This is a genomic window from Magnetovibrio blakemorei, from assembly GCF_001746755.1.
Taxonomy (GTDB): Bacteria; Pseudomonadota; Alphaproteobacteria; order Rhodospirillales; family Magnetovibrionaceae; genus Magnetovibrio; species Magnetovibrio blakemorei.
This window is the reverse complement of sequence record NZ_MCGG01000003.1, coordinates 1-15,146: the sequence shown is the minus strand read 5'-3', so window position 1 is coordinate 15,146 and position 15,146 is coordinate 1. Positions and strand designations below refer to the sequence as shown.

At 48.4% G+C, this 15,146-nt stretch carries 14 protein-coding genes and 4 pseudogenes; 9 read left to right on the top strand and 9 right to left on the bottom strand.

Annotated elements, in window-relative coordinates:
• The first annotated feature begins 20 nt into the window (after window positions 1–20).
• The 7 genes from BEN30_RS00845 to BEN30_RS00815 are packed head-to-tail and all read left to right on the top strand — an operon-like array spanning window position 21 to window position 6,997.
• A complete protein-coding gene (locus BEN30_RS00845) occupies window positions 21–2,903 on the top strand; it encodes a PEP-utilizing enzyme (RefSeq protein ID WP_069956450.1) in 2,883 nt (960 codons plus the stop codon).
• Window positions 2,900–3,523: a gamma-glutamyl-gamma-aminobutyrate hydrolase family protein gene (locus BEN30_RS00840; protein ID WP_069956449.1), complete on the top strand. Its 624-nt coding sequence runs from the start codon at window positions 2,900–2,902 to the stop codon at window positions 3,521–3,523. Before BEN30_RS00845 ends, BEN30_RS00840 begins: the two co-directional genes overlap by 4 nt.
• Window positions 3,514–4,308 (top strand): phosphocholine cytidylyltransferase family protein, encoded by a 795-nt coding sequence (locus BEN30_RS00835; RefSeq protein WP_069956448.1) that lies wholly within the window; start codon window positions 3,514–3,516, stop codon window positions 4,306–4,308. Before BEN30_RS00840 ends, BEN30_RS00835 begins: the two co-directional genes overlap by 10 nt.
• Window positions 4,305–5,093, top strand: a complete 789-nt coding sequence (locus BEN30_RS00830) for a class I SAM-dependent methyltransferase (protein ID WP_069956447.1) — start codon at window positions 4,305–4,307, stop codon at window positions 5,091–5,093. Before BEN30_RS00835 ends, BEN30_RS00830 begins: the two co-directional genes overlap by 4 nt.
• A 16-nt stretch (window positions 5,094–5,109) precedes the next feature.
• Entirely contained in the window at window positions 5,110–5,634 is a 525-nt protein-coding gene (gene cysC, locus BEN30_RS00825; protein ID WP_069956446.1) for an adenylyl-sulfate kinase, read from the top strand.
• Window positions 5,631–6,293 carry a hypothetical protein gene (locus BEN30_RS00820; RefSeq protein WP_069956445.1) on the top strand — a complete coding sequence of 221 codons (663 nt, stop codon included), beginning with the start codon at window positions 5,631–5,633 and terminating at the stop codon, window positions 6,291–6,293. The genes cysC and BEN30_RS00820 overlap by 4 nt, the downstream gene beginning before the upstream one ends.
• A complete protein-coding gene (locus BEN30_RS00815) occupies window positions 6,290–6,997 on the top strand; it encodes a hypothetical protein (protein ID WP_069956444.1) in 708 nt (235 codons plus the stop codon). Before BEN30_RS00820 ends, BEN30_RS00815 begins: the two co-directional genes overlap by 4 nt.
• A gap of 97 nt (window positions 6,998–7,094) precedes the next feature.
• On the opposite strand, the pseudogene BEN30_RS00810 reads toward BEN30_RS00815, so the two are convergent.
• Window positions 7,095–7,379 (bottom strand): annotated as a pseudogene (locus tag BEN30_RS00810) (transposase); the annotation flags it as partial.
• Window positions 7,380–7,531: 152 nt separating this feature from the next.
• On the opposite strand from BEN30_RS00810, the gene BEN30_RS19185 reads away from it, so the two are divergent.
• Together BEN30_RS19185 and BEN30_RS00805 are read left to right on the top strand one after the other, a co-directional pair.
• Window positions 7,532–7,783: a hypothetical protein gene (locus tag BEN30_RS19185; protein ID WP_407655963.1), complete on the top strand. Its 252-nt coding sequence runs from the start codon at window positions 7,532–7,534 to the stop codon at window positions 7,781–7,783.
• Window positions 7,764–8,300, top strand: a pseudogene (locus BEN30_RS00805) (transposase); the annotation flags it as partial. The gene BEN30_RS19185 and the pseudogene BEN30_RS00805, both read left to right, overlap by 20 nt.
• A 202-nt stretch (window positions 8,301–8,502) precedes the next feature.
• Here BEN30_RS00805 and BEN30_RS00800 read toward each other — a convergent pair.
• The 8 genes and pseudogenes from BEN30_RS00800 to BEN30_RS18505 all read right to left on the bottom strand — a co-directional run.
• Window positions 8,503–9,317: pseudogene (locus tag BEN30_RS00800) on the bottom strand (IS3 family transposase); the annotation flags it as partial.
• A gap of 108 nt (window positions 9,318–9,425) precedes the next feature.
• The gene (locus tag BEN30_RS00790; protein WP_069956442.1) at window positions 9,426–10,397 is read right to left on the bottom strand and encodes a sulfotransferase family 2 domain-containing protein; all 972 of its coding nucleotides are present in this window, start codon (window positions 10,395–10,397) and stop codon (window positions 9,426–9,428) included.
• Between the two features lie 277 nt (window positions 10,398–10,674).
• Window positions 10,675–11,316 (bottom strand): HAD family hydrolase, encoded by a 642-nt coding sequence (locus BEN30_RS00785; protein WP_069956441.1) that lies wholly within the window; start codon window positions 11,314–11,316, stop codon window positions 10,675–10,677.
• A gap of 23 nt (window positions 11,317–11,339) precedes the next feature.
• The gene (locus tag BEN30_RS00780) at window positions 11,340–12,125 is read right to left on the bottom strand and encodes an aldolase/citrate lyase family protein (RefSeq protein WP_069956440.1); all 786 of its coding nucleotides are present in this window, start codon (window positions 12,123–12,125) and stop codon (window positions 11,340–11,342) included.
• Between the two features lie 159 nt (window positions 12,126–12,284).
• Window positions 12,285–12,764 carry a flagellar biosynthesis repressor FlbT gene (locus BEN30_RS00775; RefSeq protein WP_069956439.1) on the bottom strand — a complete coding sequence of 160 codons (480 nt, stop codon included), beginning with the start codon at window positions 12,762–12,764 and terminating at the stop codon, window positions 12,285–12,287.
• Window positions 12,765–12,827: 63 nt separating this feature from the next.
• Window positions 12,828–13,697: a hypothetical protein gene (locus BEN30_RS00770; RefSeq protein WP_069956438.1), complete on the bottom strand. Its 870-nt coding sequence runs from the start codon at window positions 13,695–13,697 to the stop codon at window positions 12,828–12,830.
• A 141-nt stretch (window positions 13,698–13,838) separates the two neighbouring features.
• The gene (locus tag BEN30_RS00765) at window positions 13,839–14,315 is read right to left on the bottom strand and encodes a flagellar biosynthesis regulator FlaF (RefSeq protein WP_069956437.1); all 477 of its coding nucleotides are present in this window, start codon (window positions 14,313–14,315) and stop codon (window positions 13,839–13,841) included.
• Window positions 14,316–14,441: 126 nt separating this feature from the next.
• Window positions 14,442–15,146 (bottom strand): annotated as a pseudogene (locus BEN30_RS18505) (hypothetical protein); the annotation flags it as partial.

Here is a 15,146-nt window from a genome sequence, read left to right as displayed (position 1 = left end):
GTCCACGTTCCTTGGTCCCGATGGATGCAGGTCAGCCGTCCGCCTTGCAGTGGACCATGCGGGCGTTGGAAGAAAACGAGATTACCGACATTACCTATGTGGGCGGTTACCATATCGAAAAGGTGATTCAGTCATTTCCAAAATTGTCGTTCCGCTATCTTTCCAGGCAAATAAACGACAGTGAAGTCGCGGCGCTGCTAAGTTGTGAAATGCCGGACGAGGCGTGCATAATCTTGCGTGCGACGACGGCGCTGATGCCTGATGCGATCCCAGCACTGGGTGCGGTTGATGTCGCAGAGGGTGTTTATCATAGCGGCGGTAGTTTGAAGCCTGCAGGAGTTTATGCATTTGATAAGGCAGGGATCAAAGCCTTGTTCAAAGTTGCCCGTGATGTGGCGAGTCATAACCCCCGAGCGAGGATCGAAGACGTGCTGGCACATCTTGCCACACAGGACATCGTTCTGGATGGCAAGGCCGCTCCGGTACATGACAAGGCCGCAGTCGCGTCGATGATTTTCCAAGGCAAAGCTAAAACTTTGGAGAATCTAGCACCGTTATCAAAAAAGGGACAGGTTCTGTCCTTGGAACGTTTCAGTGTTGCTCATTGGTTCGATGATCATGACGCTATCTTAGATCGTCTGCAGGACCGATTCAGCGACACGCACGTAGTGGTGCGCAGCAGCACCATGATGGAAGATAGCCTGCAGACCTCCGCAGCAGGGCTGTTTTTGTCTGTCTTGGATGTCGATGCGTGTGATCGCGGATCTTTGACCCAGGCCGTTACAGAAGTCATTGATAGTTATGCAGACGGTGGGCGTGATACGCAGCTTGATGATGAGGTTCTGATCCAACCCTATATGAGTAAGTTGAAAGCCAGTGGCGTGTTGCTGACGCGCGACCCCCAGCACGGCGCACCATACTATGTGTTGAATGTGGATATGGAAAGTGGCCGTTCTGACGTTGTGACCTCGGGCAGGGAAGGGCATGTGGAAACACATTACATCGCTTGGGGGCAAAAAAGTCTGAGCCTTAATAAGGGATGCTTTGATGCAATCCTGGAGGTCGGGAGCGAGTTAATTGACTTGTCTCATATGGATGCATTGGATATCGAATTTGGCTTAGACAAAAATAACGTTTGTCACTTGTTTCAGGCGCGACCGATGATTTGCGTCGAAAACGAAGGTATCAATAACGATGAAGATATTTTGGATGTTATCGAACATATTTATGAGTTTGTCAGTGAAGCATCACGCCCGCGCCCTGGTGTTTTGGGAAACAGTAATTTATTGAGCAACATGTCGGATTGGAATCCGGCTGAAATGATTGGTGCGTATCCCCGTCCTCTAGCCTTATCCTTGTACCAGACTTTGATCGGCGAATTCGCTTGGGCTGAGGCACGCAAACGGCTGGGATATCGCGACATGACCGATTACCCGTTAATCTTGTCTCTGGCCGGTCGGCCTTACGTCGATATTCGCACGAGCATCAATTCCTTGTTGCCTGTTGACCTGGATTTGGCTGTCGGTGCGCAATGGGTAGATTATTGTCTTGATAAGCTGCGAGCAGATCCACCGCTGCATGACAAAATCGAATTCGAGTTGGCAGTGACGTGCCTAACACCGGAATGGAATACCCAAGTAAAATGGTTGCGCAAGGCAGGACTGAGTGACGATGCATGCAGACATTTCCGTAATGCTCTGGCCGAATTGACGAGAAAGATCGTCATGGGTGAGGTGGAGCCCATTGAGCAGCAGTTCTTGAAGATTGAACAGTTGGCTGAGCGCAGAGCGCAGACCCTTGCGGCGTATTCCAACAATATTGCGGGGCAGGGGCGTTGCGTGCGTCAGCTGGTACGTGATTGTGCTAACCTGGGATTGGTGCCGTTTTCCATTATGGCACGCTATGCCTTCATCGCGATGTCATTGTTAAAGGGATTGCGAGAAGTGGGGGCGATTGATGTTGATCACTACGATGCGTTTCTACGTGCTATTCCGACGGTTTCAGGCGCATTCGTCAGCGATCTTGATCTTTTGGCGGAAGGTAAGATCAATTTGAAAGAAATGATCGATAAATACGGTCATCTGCGCCCTCACTCCTATGACATTACGTCTAGCAATTACGCAAGCCGCCCAGAATATTATTTTAAAACAGCGGACAATGCTTGTCCTAACAATGGTGAGCTATCTACATCTCCATATGAAATATTGATTGCGCGCAAAGGAGAGATTGAAGCTGCCCTTGCTGAAGTCGGCCTGGATATCGATATGCAAACCTTGACTGACTTCATGACCCAAGCGATTGCCGGTAGGGAGCGTCTGAAATTTGAATTCATGAAAAGTGTTGATGCCATTTTGGAGGCCATCGTGCGCTTAGGTGGGCATCTTGACGTTGGGCGCGATGTACTGTCGTTCGTTCCGGTCGGCGAATTTCTCAACCTAGAGGGAAACAGCACATCGTGGGCGATGCAAAGTTATATCCGTCGCATCAGCAGTCATAATGAAAAGCAATGGCTATTGTCTAAGACCTTGCGTCTCCCTGATTTGATTACGGGCCCAAGCGATGTTTACTCCTATCGCCTGGAGGCTTGGTGTCCAAACTTTGTGACACGAAAGAAAGTGACTGCCGTACCAGTGATATTGGATGATATTGCAGAGCCCTCAGAGTTGGTTGGTGCCATTGTTTTAATTCGTGCTGCAGACCCAGGTTTCGATTGGATCTTCGGCCATTCGGTCGCGGGACTTGTCACCCAGTACGGTGGAGTTGCGTCGCATATGGCGATCCGCGCGGCAGAATTTGGTCTGCCTGCAGCGATTGGGTGTGGTGAAGCTCTGTTTGATAAATTGAGCGCCGCGAAGAAGATCAAGCTGGACTGTGAGCATCACCGCATTGAGGTGTTACCATGATCATTTTTGTCTCAATGCGCTCCTCGCCCAGCCCTACCTATCATGAGAAGCGTGATGCCATAAGCCACGATTGGTGCCGCTTGTTTGATGCGTTCGGACTGCGTCCGGTGTTGGTTTCTAACGCCATGGACGATCCGGTGGGGTTTCTGGACGTGCTGCCTGGTCGTGGCCTGTTGTTGACTGGTGGAGATGATATTGGCACAGTCAATCGAGATCGCACAGAGGGGTTACTTTTGGAAGCGGCGCTTACGCGGCAGTTGCCTGTGTTTGGCGTGTGTCGAGGTTTGCAGATGATCAACCAATACTTCGGCGGCACTTTGACGCGGAATCTGGGTGGCGGGCATCTTGCACAGCAGCATGAAATTGAGATTGTCGATGACCTCAACGGCGTTTTGCCCGTAGGTGCGGTAACGGTGAACAGCTTTCATAATGACGGTGTTACGACAAATGGCTTGGCTGAAGAGTTGTGCGCTTTCGCTCTGTCTGACAACTCTATCGTGGAGGGGCTTTACCATCCTCTTCACCCCATCACAGCCATACAATGGCATCCCGAACGGGACAACTTGGGGCGTGCAATGGATAAAATTCTTTTACAAAGGTGGTTGAAGCAATGCGCTTGATTGTTCTTGCGGCAGGCACAGGCAGTCGTTTGGCTCCCTTGACCAATGATCGTCCTAAATGTTTGGTGGAACTCGGTGGTAAGCCTTTGTTCGAGTGGACGTTAGATGCAGCGGATAGAGCTGGGATTGATGAGGTTATCGTGGTTGGCGGTTATCTAGCTGACCAACTTTCTCGTTATGATGTGAAGGTACTCGTTAACGAGGATTTTGCGACTACGAATATGGTCCACACCTTGTTTTTAGCACAGGAATATTTTGGTGATGGCTTTATCATGTCGTATGGCGACATCGTCTACACTCCAGAGGTTCTGAACTTAGTGTGTTCAGCGCCCGACGGTGTAAGTGTTACCGTGGATATGAACTGGCGCGGGTATTGGGAACAGCGCTTCGATGACCCCTTAGGTGATGCTGAAACGCTGAAATTCGGAGACGGAATGACAATCGCCGAAATTGGCAACCCGCCAACATCTTATGATGATATTGAAGCGCAATACATCGGCTTGGTAGCCTTTAACGGCAGCGGGGTCGGCATGTTGGAAAATGCCATTGCCGCCGCTCGAGCGGATCATGTGTTAGGCAAAAAACCTTTTAACTGTCCCAGGGCATTGGATGGTATTTATATGACTGATTTATTGCAGGGCATGGTCAATATGGGGGGGCGAATTTCGGCCCTGCCCATTCATAGTCAGTGGCTTGAAATTGATACGTGCCGAGACTTAGAGGTGGCACATAAATTAGTAAAGCAGGGGCGCATGGGTGCATTGGTTGGAGAGGTGACGGCGTGAAGAAGGTTTATCGACACGAAAACAATGCTTTCTATTGGGATCGACGTTGGTCCGAAAGTGGTGAAGATAGCGAGCGCTTTGATGATCTCTCTATCTATCCGATTCGTTACGCAGAAATTATGATGACGGATCGTTCAAAAAAAACACTGGAGATCGGTTGTGGACTGGGCCGCGTTTTGTTGCATTACTACCGCGATGGTTTTTCGATCGCGGGAATGGAGCGCAGTCAGGTTGCGGTGGACAAAATCAAGGAGTGTCATTCTGACGTGGACGTTCGACAAGGTGATGCCTTGGATCTGCCATACGGAGATGGAGCGTTTGACATAGTGATGGCGTTTGGCGTTTATCACAACCTCGAACAAAGGATTGATCAGGGCCTGGCGGAGGTGTCGCGCTGCTTGTCCCAACACGGAAAATTCTGCATTTCTATGCGCCCCAACAACGTCGAAATGCACTTGAATGAAGTCTATTGGAACTGGCATAACCGCTCCAAGAAAATGGGTGAAAAGCAGTTCCATAAAGTGTTGGTCGGTGAGCGTGAGTTTACGGAAATGCTGTCCGAGAGTGGACTTATCGTCGATGAAGTTCACCGAGCGCGCAACGTATCGCTTCTGTATCGGTTGCCATTTCTGCGCAGCCGCGAATCCGTCGAGGGTAGCGAAGCGGTGCGCCGCTCCAAAGGTTATCGTCTTAATGCCGCTGGTCGATATATTGATCGCGTTTTGCGCGCCTTGTTTCCCTATCATACGGCGAACGTCCTCGTGTTCGTTGGGCATAAGGATTAGAAGGAGAGGTTCCGTTATGGTGATCTGGATGATAGGTCTGGCCGGATCAGGAAAGACGACGGTCGGCCGAGCTCTTTACGAGCGGATGAAGATGAAAAATCCGGCAACGGTTTTTCTCGATGGAGATCATGTGCGGGAGATTATGGGTGACGATCTGGGTCACACTATCGAAGACCGCGAGCGCAACGGGCGGCGTATCTGCAATCTGTGTCATTACTTTGACAGTCAAGGCATTGACGTGGTGGCTTGTGTCTTATCATTGTTTCACGAGCAGCAGGATTGGAACCGCGAACATCTAACAGAGTATTTCGAGGTCTTCATCGATGTTCCCATGGCGGTGTTGGAAGAGCGTGATCAAAAACAGCTCTATAGCGGTGCGCGCGCAGGACAGATTAAGAATGTGGCTGGTATAGACATCCCCTTCACCCCGCCCAAACAGCCGAATTTAGTTATCGAAAATGGTGCGTTTTGCGATGACTTTTCTTCCCATGTTAACAAGGTCTTGTCAGCCATAAGTGCTAGAAGGGGGGAGACTTCATGAGCCACACATATCGTTACACGGAAAAGGACTTGTTGGCAGGGGAAGCTTATCACTACCACTATGCACAATACGAAGGGGAGGCGTTGTTGCAGGGGTATGCTGAGGATCGTGCGCGGGTTTTGGCAACGTTGGAACATAAGTTGGCGCAAGGGGGCTACGAAAAGGGGGGGGACGTAAATGTCGTCCAAGCCTTAGCGGCTTGGCCTGTGCCCTTAAGAGATGCGGGGAATGCGCCATTTCGTGGAATTTTTGACCGCCCGGTCAATACGGCTAATGAATTGTCGGCTGCTGTGGCCTGGGTGGCGTGCGGAGGGGATTACCAAAATGACACCTTGGTTCGTTTGGTCGATGTCTTGGTGAAAAAATTTGAGGTGTCAAAACGTTTGCGCAGTCGCTATGCGCCGGGCGTGCGTTTGGATGTCCGCGACAGTGCGCCACTTGGTGCGTATTGTTGTTTAGCGTTTCTGATTGCCCTTTGCCCAGAGAGCTCTGCACAGCTTTGGCGTTTAAATGCGTTGTTGAAAATTAATGATCTCGTCGTGTCTGCAGACTGGTCTTCACTTGATGCATATTCTTACGCGGCGTTTCTGGCGGCACTTAGGATAGAACGCGATATGGTCAATGCTTTATTGAAAGACAAACGGTTAGAGGCATTATGACGGCACGAATTTTGGAAGATGTAGTCTTGTTTGGTGCGGACACAGCACGTTCGCGTGCCTATCTCAGCTTACTTTTACAAAATGGCTTGTCCCCAGCGTACTGTGTTTTGTTGATGCCGCACGGCGCGCCAAAGCCTTCCACACCAATTGAGACGGAACTTTTCGACAACATCACTCCCTTAAGCGACAGCGCACGTATGGCGGGCATTGCGGTGATCGAGGTTGACAGTGATGACATTAACGCTCCTGAAGTCGTGAACGCGTTGGCGGGGTGTCCGCAAAACGTCGTCATTTTTTCCGCTCCAGCTGGTGCCTTAGTCAAGGAGCCGTTGTTCGCCACAGGAAAATGTTTTTTACATGTCCATCCGGGCAAGCTTCCGCAATACCGGGGGAGTACGACGATGTATTACAGTTTGCTGGCCGAGGATAAAATTTGTGTTTCGGCTCTGATCTTGAATGCGCAAATCGACCAAGGACCGGTAGTGGGCATGATGGAGGCTGAGGTGCCTGCCGACCGGGCCCTTCTTGACCTTGTGTTCGATCCTGTGATTCGTGCACGCTTGTTGGTTCGCGTGTTGGCGCGCTATTGGGAGGTTGGGAATTTTCAAAATTTACCGCAGATAGAAAATGATGCGCGAACGTACTTTATTGTACACCCTGTCTTAAAGCACATAGCAATACTGTCTAGGCCTAGGGACTCCTAAATTTGTGTCAAATGGGCATCGCGGCGCAATTCAGAGATTGCAAAATAAGTTGCCTCGGTAATACCCCCATTTTTAGGGGCCTCAATAAGTAGAACGGTTATGCGGCCTCAGATATCATCAAGGCCAGTTTCTGTTTCGGCGTGATGCCGCCGATGGCCATATTGGGTCGGTCATTGTTGTATGTCCACAACCAAGCTGTCGCGGCCTCTTGCACCTCTTCGATGGTTTCAAAGATATATTGGTTTAGCCAGTCATACCGGACCGTTCGATTGAACCGTTCGACATAGGCATTTTGTTGTGGCTTTCCTGGCTGGATAAACTGAAGAGCAATGCCTCGTTTTCCCGCCCACTCCGCCAACAAAGCACTCACATATTCCGGGCCATAGCATATCTGGAAGCCAGCGTATGAAGTGCGGTTGTAGCCTTATTTATCCGCAGTGAGCGTTAGCGAACGAAGGATAAATAAGGCGGCCATGACCGACCTTTAGGTCTCTAAAGTAAAGCCGTTTAACACCACTTTGGAGACGACCGATCATGACCAATTTTCATCCTACGCCTTCTGGCGCTGTCTTGGTAGCCATCGACATAGCCAAGGTTCGCAACGAAGTTCTTATCGAGTTTCCAGATCGCAAACGCCGCAAACGGCTGAGTGTTCTCAACACCCGTGACGACCATGACCGTTTGATTGCGCAATTGGGGGCTTTTGAGTGCCCTGTGATGGTTGGTTTCGAAGCAACCGGGAACTACCACCGCGCCATTGCATGGCGGCTTGATTCGTCAACGTGACGAGATCGAGAAGCACGCCGAACACATGTTGGGCCAACATCCAGATTATCTTCGCCTCAGACAAATCCCGGGAATTGGTCCAATCAATGCCCTGACAATCCTCGCTGAGGCCGGTGATGTTCGACGATTTAAACATCATCGCCAGTTTCTGAAGTTTTGCGGACTTGATCTCGCCACCTATCAATCCGGCCAATTCCGAGGTCTGAGTAAATTGTCGAAGTTTGGTAACGCTCGGCTTCGGCGGACTTTCTGGATGGCGGGGCAGATTGCCATTCGGCAACGTGAAAATGCATTTCGTGACAAGTATGAGCGCTATATCGCTAAAGATCGGAACGATCCGCACCTCAAGCGTAAAGCGCTCTCAGCAATCGCCGCCAAGATGGCCCGCGTGACGCACGCTGTCATCAAAAGCGGTGCAGACTATCGCCCCTTCTTTGAAAGGGCGATGCCAGGTGGAAGGACCTCTCTCTGTATGGGCCGTGGAGGCGCGCCGGATCAAACTGGGGCGACCTCGTAGATAATGTTTGGGTCTTCCGCTTGGATTTGTATCTCATATTGAGAACGGTGAGGGACGCATGGACGTACCCTGTATTTGCTATGGTTGAGAGCTCTTTCCATTGACCGCGGAAGCCACTTGGTTCAATATTTTTGCATCACTGAACAACTTCAGTGAATATGGGCCTATTCGCCAAATCCTGTTTTGCTTCGCTATATAGAACGTTATCACACCGAAGGGTGCGTGGAAGCCCCCGCCATTCGATGATCTGCTCAAGGGCGCGGATCACGCGAATTGCGGGCAAAGAGAAGTCGACCTCAATGCCCAGACCTTCGCGATTGTAATCATCAATCACGTTGAAGGCGCGAAAGCTGCGGCCATCGCCAAGTTGGTCATGCATAAAATCCATCGACCAAATGGTATTGATGGTATCGGGCACGGCCAAAGGTTCAGGCTTCTCCCGGTACAGCCGTTTTTTTGGTTGAATGCGAAGGTTCAACTCAAGTTCCTTATAAATTCTGTGGACCCGCTTATGGTTCCAGCCAAAGCTTTTCACGTTGCGCAGATACAGAAAACACAGCATGAAGCCCCAGTTGCGGTGACGGTTGGTCAAAACTTGAAGCCAATCCGCGATCTCCGCATTCTCGTCGCTGAGCTTGGGCTGATAACGGTAGCAAGTCTCACTGATTGTGAATGCCTGGCAGGCTGAACGAATGCTCAGTCGTCCCTTACAGACAAATTCTTTGGCCATCTCACGGCGACGGGATGGCCTCACCACTTTTTTGCCATGGCTTCCTTGATCACATCGTTTTGCAGTTGGACATCCGCATACATCTTTTTGAGGCGGTTGTTCTCAGCTTCAAGTTCCTTCATGCGGGTCATCAAAGAGGCATCCATACCGCCATACTTCGAACGCCATTTGTAAAAGCTGGCGCTGCTCATGCCGTGCTCGCGGCAAAGTTCGGGAACCGGCGTGCCAGCCTCGGCCTGTTTCAAAATATTGATGATCTGGCTGTCTGAATAACGGGAATTTTTCATCGTGAATCTCCTGCGTTTACGTTACGAGAAAATTCTACTCATGAAGACCACTAATTTTCGGGGGTATTACCCCTCCACCCCATTCGATCAGGTCGGAATAAATACTGGTTATGGACCTTTATAGTTCACGTTATGAATTCCAGAATGCCAGCTCTGATCTAAGTTATATTTATCGAAGTCACATTTATAATAGCTATATAATTTTTGACGGTGGCTTTCCGTCAAAATGGGCCTTTTTCTTTTAAAGAGAGGGTATTTAATTTGTCTCGTGTACTCAGGTCCAAGGCTTGCTTCTTTTTTCAACCTTATAATTTCGTCATCATAGTGTTCATACAATCCGAGGAAATCAACACAATCACCTATCGTGAGCGCCTGACGCTTTAGGTGAGGGTCAATCATCGTTTCACCTATGTTAAAATATATATCGATGAAATCATCAATTGTGATTTCATCTATATTCATTCCTAGAGATTTCAGTAATGGCAAAACATTTAGATATGGTGCGCCGCCCAAGTGGATATAGTTTTCAGGATTTTCTTTTGGCATTATGAAAAAGTTGTCATACATACTCAAAAATCGGTCAAACGGATTTCGTACAAAAGAAAATTTAAAATAGTCTTTGTATTTAGGGTCTTTCATGTCCACAAATCGTGCAGAGCAAGGGTGGACTTCCATCATTTGTGTGGTGGAACCTGATGCGCTATGTGAATTACGCACAAACAACAGCTTGTTTGCATCATCAACCACACTTAATTTGTAGCGCTCTTGAAAAGGGGTAAAGGTAACGCATTCGTTGGCTGGATTTATATAATTAACAATTGCAATCCAATGCATAGATGTCGCAACGATGTAATCTAAATCATAAACCTTTTGGGGGTCATAGATTTCTACTTCATATCCACGATATTGGCTTTTTTCATATGTGTTAAAGACATGAGTGATGGTTATGTCGGGGCGTTCTTTCAGGCAATCTAAGAAAAGGTCACTAATGAGACCCGCGCCATAAACGGCAATACGACTTCCTTGTGGGAAGTCTTCAACTTGCCAGTGCCTAAAAAATTTATATGCTGGAGTTGTCATTTCTATCGCTCTCTAATCTAGATTTTCTATCCAATATGAAAGTCATTTGTCTTAATAGAATTTTTGAAACTGTGTGAACCGTTTACTTTCAAATTATATTAAAATGTATAAAGTAAGATATGCTCTGGCAAGCCCCTATTTTTATAAACACTTCACGTATAAATTTTAGAAGTAATGAAAATGTAAATAGTTTGACATGCGTCATTATCAATATTTATTTTTGTTGGTTAGTATTATATTGTTATCTATATACGTCCCATAATTATTATTTATTTTTCTAAAATAGATTTATTTTTAACAATTCTCTCATGACTTCAATAGAAGCGAATGCTTGATTTTCATCAACCCCGTCATCATAGCCCGCTGCAAAAAATATGAATGGGATGTTCGCTGACTGCGCCGCGCGTTGATCGGCCGTGCTATCACCAACCAATACGGTCGTGGTCGTGTCTGCGTCCATATCGGACATAGCGAGGCTGATTGATTCATGATGAGGTTTGGGCTGCAATTGAGCCCTGCCGGCAATGACGTAACTGAAGAAGCGTTCCAACTCGGTATCTCGCAGCACGTTGTCACATAGGTTTTGCGGTTTATTGGTGCAGATCCCTAATTGAATGCCACGGTCCTTCAAAACAGATAATGTTTCGACAACGGTGGGGTAGATAGACGTTTTGGGTATTGTGAGAGCAGTATACCGCTCTCGAAATTCATTTATAAGGATTTGGGGGGATTCTTTTGTGGGGGGCAGGCTGCATTTCACAATTTCGCCCGCCCCATAGCTAATCTTCTGGCGGAAATGGGTATCTGCAAGAGCAGATAGCCCTCTTTCTTTTCGCATTGCATTCAAGATCACGCTGATTTCATTGGCGCTATCAACCAGCGTTCCATCGAGATCAAACAAAATGGTGTTTGTGGCCATTTTGGTGCGCCCTATCTTTTGGACTACATCCAACGTGATTTTAGCATTTTTATGCGGGCGTCATCTTCGTTAGAGATGGCCGTGTAATAGTCTTGTTTGTTTTGGAGCCATAGAATTTCAAAGTGAACGGCTGCCAATAAGGACTTTTCAATATTTTTTTCAGAAAGTTGCGCAGCATTGAAGATGATTTTTCGAGTTTCGAAGCGGTCAAGACGAATGGCCTTGATCTTCTTTAATCCAGGTATGGCTTCATTGGACACGCCACCGCCGACAACAAGGTTTAAATCTTGATCCTTACATTTTTGCGCAACAGTACACACGTAATCTTGAACTTCGTCCGTATTGATTTTCGCGCGGCCAAAATCGTTTGATAATGAGAAATCGACGCGTCCAAAAACAACACCAGGTTTTACTTTCGACTGACCGGCGAGAGAGGTCAGTTCATCAAGATTGTTGAAGGCTGTGATGGTTTCAATGTTGAAAAGAAAGTCTGTCTCAAAGATACCTTCGGTGCCATAGGTCCGCTCTACCGCTTCGATGTATTTTCTCAAGGCGTAGGGTGTTTCGATCATGGGGGCAATGATGTAATCAACGCCGAATTGCTGAGCTTCATACAGATCTCGAATAGCTTCACAGCCACCAATTTTCAAACCTACGTTAAGATCAGCGCGTCGTGTAATTTCTAGTAATCGCAAAAACTCATCAACTCTCGTGCCCTCGGCTTCAAATTCTGATTTAACGCCAAGATATCCAAACTCTTCTTTGCCTTGGCGCAATATTGCGAGCATTTCTTTTTCGATTTTATTCATAAGGTCCTGCCGAAAATGGGTTGCTTACTTCGTTGAGTGTTCTGGATTTTTATGAGTGCCATGGGCTTCTGGCTTCAAGGCTTGTGCACTTCTGATGGTTTTGAATATGTCAGATGCGTAATGGAGAAAGGGCAATGACAGAGGGGAGCCGCATACGGTTTAGGAAATGTCATCGACAACAGTGTCACTGTCGATTGAGTTTGTTTCATCCTGCTCGTTTTCCGCCAGGAAGGCTTTAAGCTGTTTGCTGAACTGGGCTAGCACGTTAGATTCGTACTTGATCAAATTTTGCGCTTCTTTCAGGCCCTTATATACACGCTCATTTTGCACATGGTCGCGGACCTTGAGGGCGATATCAAGCGCATTGGGGCACGCCGCGATAAATTCATTCAGGCGCTGATCAAAGCGTTTTAGGCTTTCATCGCGTTCAGTGGGGTCTAGCAAAATGTACGCATTTTGCAGTTCATAATAAACCCGAGATGCCGGGGTCTGTGCATCTTCGTGTGAAAGGACTTCCTTCTCGCGCAGGATAGCCGAGTTGTTGTGCACCAAAATTTTAGTGTTGCCGCCGATGTTTTCAAGGACGGAACCGTTGATGATCAGCTTGTCACCGGATTTGAAGTCGATAAGAAGAGGCACGTCTGATCCTAAAAAATGGGGTAGGGGTGGGGATGTTGGGAATGTCCGTTTGGCGTCATAAATTTATGCAAATAAATTCATAATGGAACCCGGTTGAATATCCCAACCCTGAAGGGCTTCATTAGATTTTTCCATGGCGCTGATGCGCGCTTCGAACGACACGGAGATCACGCGTAAAATATTACCGTATGTCGACTTGATGGCGTTAATTTCATCCTCACGGCGGGCCAACTCGACATTCGACAATTGGGTCATGTCCGATACCTTGGCGGCCATTGTGGCGGCAAGATTTAAGGTGATGTCCGTTGCATTATCTGATGTGGTGGTCGTCACCTCATAAGCGGTTTCGATCAACGTACTAAGAGACGTCAGGTCATCAAGGATTTGCCGATTGTTGTTGGTTGGCGTGGTGGTACCAGAGGCATCCACAACGCCGGCCACGGGGTCCATCGCCTTGAGCGTATCATACATATTCTTGACATCGCGAATGACGAAGGGGGTCGAGATGTCGGGGTGGATGGATAGTTTCAACGCAGAAACATTTTTGATCAGTTCGTCGCGTTTGGCCGTAAGTGTGGCGACCTCGTCTGCCGTCAGGTTGGTGTCGTCATCCGCAGCGGAAAAGGCGGCAATGGCGTCGGCGACCTGGGTTTGCATGTCGCCTAGACGCAATTGGTTGGACCGCATGTCGAAACCGAAGTTATCGATCAGCGCTTTGTTTTTTTCCAGTTTGCCATACTCACGTTCCAACGCAGCAAGACGCCGCGGCGTCGTGTCGTTTTTGGCGACGGTGTCAATTTCACTGTTGATGCGTTTGATTGTTGTGTTCTGAATTTGGTTGAACTGTTGTTCAAAACCAAAACGGAAATTTGACGAAGCAAGGCGCGTCAGAGTATTTCCGATATTTACGTCGTTAAAGCTTGGTATGGGCATTCTTCCCGGCCTCCACTACGAGCATCTCACCTGATGCTCATGGTACCCTTCTGGGCGATCCTAACACAACTGGGGAATTCTAGCATTTTAAAGCTAAAAAGGCAAGCGTGAGTGCCAAGTGCGGAGGCAAGGGAGCGGGGATCAGGCGTTTGTGTTCAAAGTCCCACCACTGATGGGGTCTGCAACCTTTTTAGACGGGTCTTTCGACGTTTGCTCAGTACTTTTTTCCAAGGCATTGTTGAGCCCTTCCAGCAAGCCTTGAGCGATGTTCCGATTGATGTCGATCAGGGTTTTAATCTTCTCAGGATTCAACTCGCCCATGCATAAAATTGTATGATTATCAACGAATTGGCAAAGTGTCAGCATGTTGCGACGCATATCCATTGGGATCGGGTTGGTTTCAAGCGTCAATTCGGCCTGGAAAATAGTCCACAATCGCCAATTTAGGCGTATGGCATCACGTAATTCACGGTTGGCGGCGGGCAAGCTCAAGTCATCGGTGCTGGAAGCCTTTTCCAACGCCCCGGCAATGCGCCGCGCTGCTTCGATGAGGGCCCAAGCTTCAGAATGACTGGGGGAACCTGCAGCTGGTATGGATGAATAGCTCGAAGTGGACATGGTCGCTCCGCTTTAAAATGGTCAATGACATCTAAATTTGTATCAGATGCACACTACAACGATAAAGTTCCTTAAGATATGTGTCCAGGGACAAATACATTTTTGATTTGCATCACAGCTCAAGGCTTAACGCAAGAAGTTCACAAGGCTGAGCTCACGAACGCGGGCAATTGTTTCGTACGAGGCTTCTAAGGCGTTCTTTTCGTCCAACAATTTTGTGATGGTTTCCAACGGATCGGCAACTTTGATGTTGGCAATCTGTGTTTCTAAGAACCCTGAGTACGTGACATGGCTTGAGGTGGACTGTTCGATGAGGACGTTTTGATAGCCCGAGGTGACCAGCAGGCTGCGGATGTTGCTGGTCATCTCCGCGCCATAAGGTGGTGTGCCGCTGACGGTGCCCGTATAGGCGCTGTCCAACAGATAAATAGCATTTTCAATGCGCTCTAAGTTTTGATCCAAACCGCCTTCCGATCCAAATGATCCTTGGGCGATGATGCCCATGGCTCGGATTGCTTTTTCAAAGGCGGGATCGATTCCATTGATGTCGTATTCAAAACTGCGGTGTTCATCAATGCGATGTGTCAAAGGAAGTTCATCGCCAAAATAGAGCTTTTGCGAGGCAATCGTGCCGTCTGCGGTGACGATGTCGGCATCGCTGACAACGGCGGCTTCAGCCGTTAGGGTTTCGCGGACATTTACAGACGACCCGTCCGAAGCAACGGAAGTCACCGTAAAGGTACCGTTGTTGGAGGCCGTGCCCGCGACAACGATTTTCATGCCGGCTTTCACGCTTGAGTATGTGCCTGCTGCGGCCGAGATGGTGTCGTC

What these genes read in the sequence shown, in the direction of transcription:
- BEN30_RS00765 (WP_069956437.1), bottom strand. Translation starts at nt 14,315, where the DNA reads ATGTCCACTTCGAGCTATTCATCCATACCAGCTGCAGGTTCCCCCAGT.
- cysC (WP_069956446.1), top strand. Translation starts at nt 5,110, where the DNA reads ATGGTGATCTGGATGATAGGTCTGGCCGGATCAGGAAAGACGACGGTC.
- BEN30_RS19185 (WP_407655963.1), top strand. Translation starts at nt 7,532, where the DNA reads ATGACCAATTTTCATCCTACGCCTTCTGGCGCTGTCTTGGTAGCCATC.
- BEN30_RS00840 (WP_069956449.1), top strand. Translation starts at nt 2,900, where the DNA reads ATGATCATTTTTGTCTCAATGCGCTCCTCGCCCAGCCCTACCTATCAT.
- BEN30_RS00820 (WP_069956445.1), top strand. Translation starts at nt 5,631, where the DNA reads ATGAGCCACACATATCGTTACACGGAAAAGGACTTGTTGGCAGGGGAA.
- BEN30_RS00845 (WP_069956450.1), top strand. Translation starts at nt 21, where the DNA reads ATGGATGCAGGTCAGCCGTCCGCCTTGCAGTGGACCATGCGGGCGTTG.
- BEN30_RS00785 (WP_069956441.1), bottom strand. Translation starts at nt 11,316, where the DNA reads ATGGCCACAAACACCATTTTGTTTGATCTCGATGGAACGCTGGTTGAT.
- BEN30_RS00780 (WP_069956440.1), bottom strand. Translation starts at nt 12,125, where the DNA reads ATGAATAAAATCGAAAAAGAAATGCTCGCAATATTGCGCCAAGGCAAA.
- BEN30_RS00790 (WP_069956442.1), bottom strand. Translation starts at nt 10,397, where the DNA reads ATGACAACTCCAGCATATAAATTTTTTAGGCACTGGCAAGTTGAAGAC.
- BEN30_RS00815 (WP_069956444.1), top strand. Translation starts at nt 6,290, where the DNA reads ATGACGGCACGAATTTTGGAAGATGTAGTCTTGTTTGGTGCGGACACA.
- BEN30_RS00835 (WP_069956448.1), top strand. Translation starts at nt 3,514, where the DNA reads ATGCGCTTGATTGTTCTTGCGGCAGGCACAGGCAGTCGTTTGGCTCCC.
- BEN30_RS00770 (WP_069956438.1), bottom strand. Translation starts at nt 13,697, where the DNA reads ATGCCCATACCAAGCTTTAACGACGTAAATATCGGAAATACTCTGACG.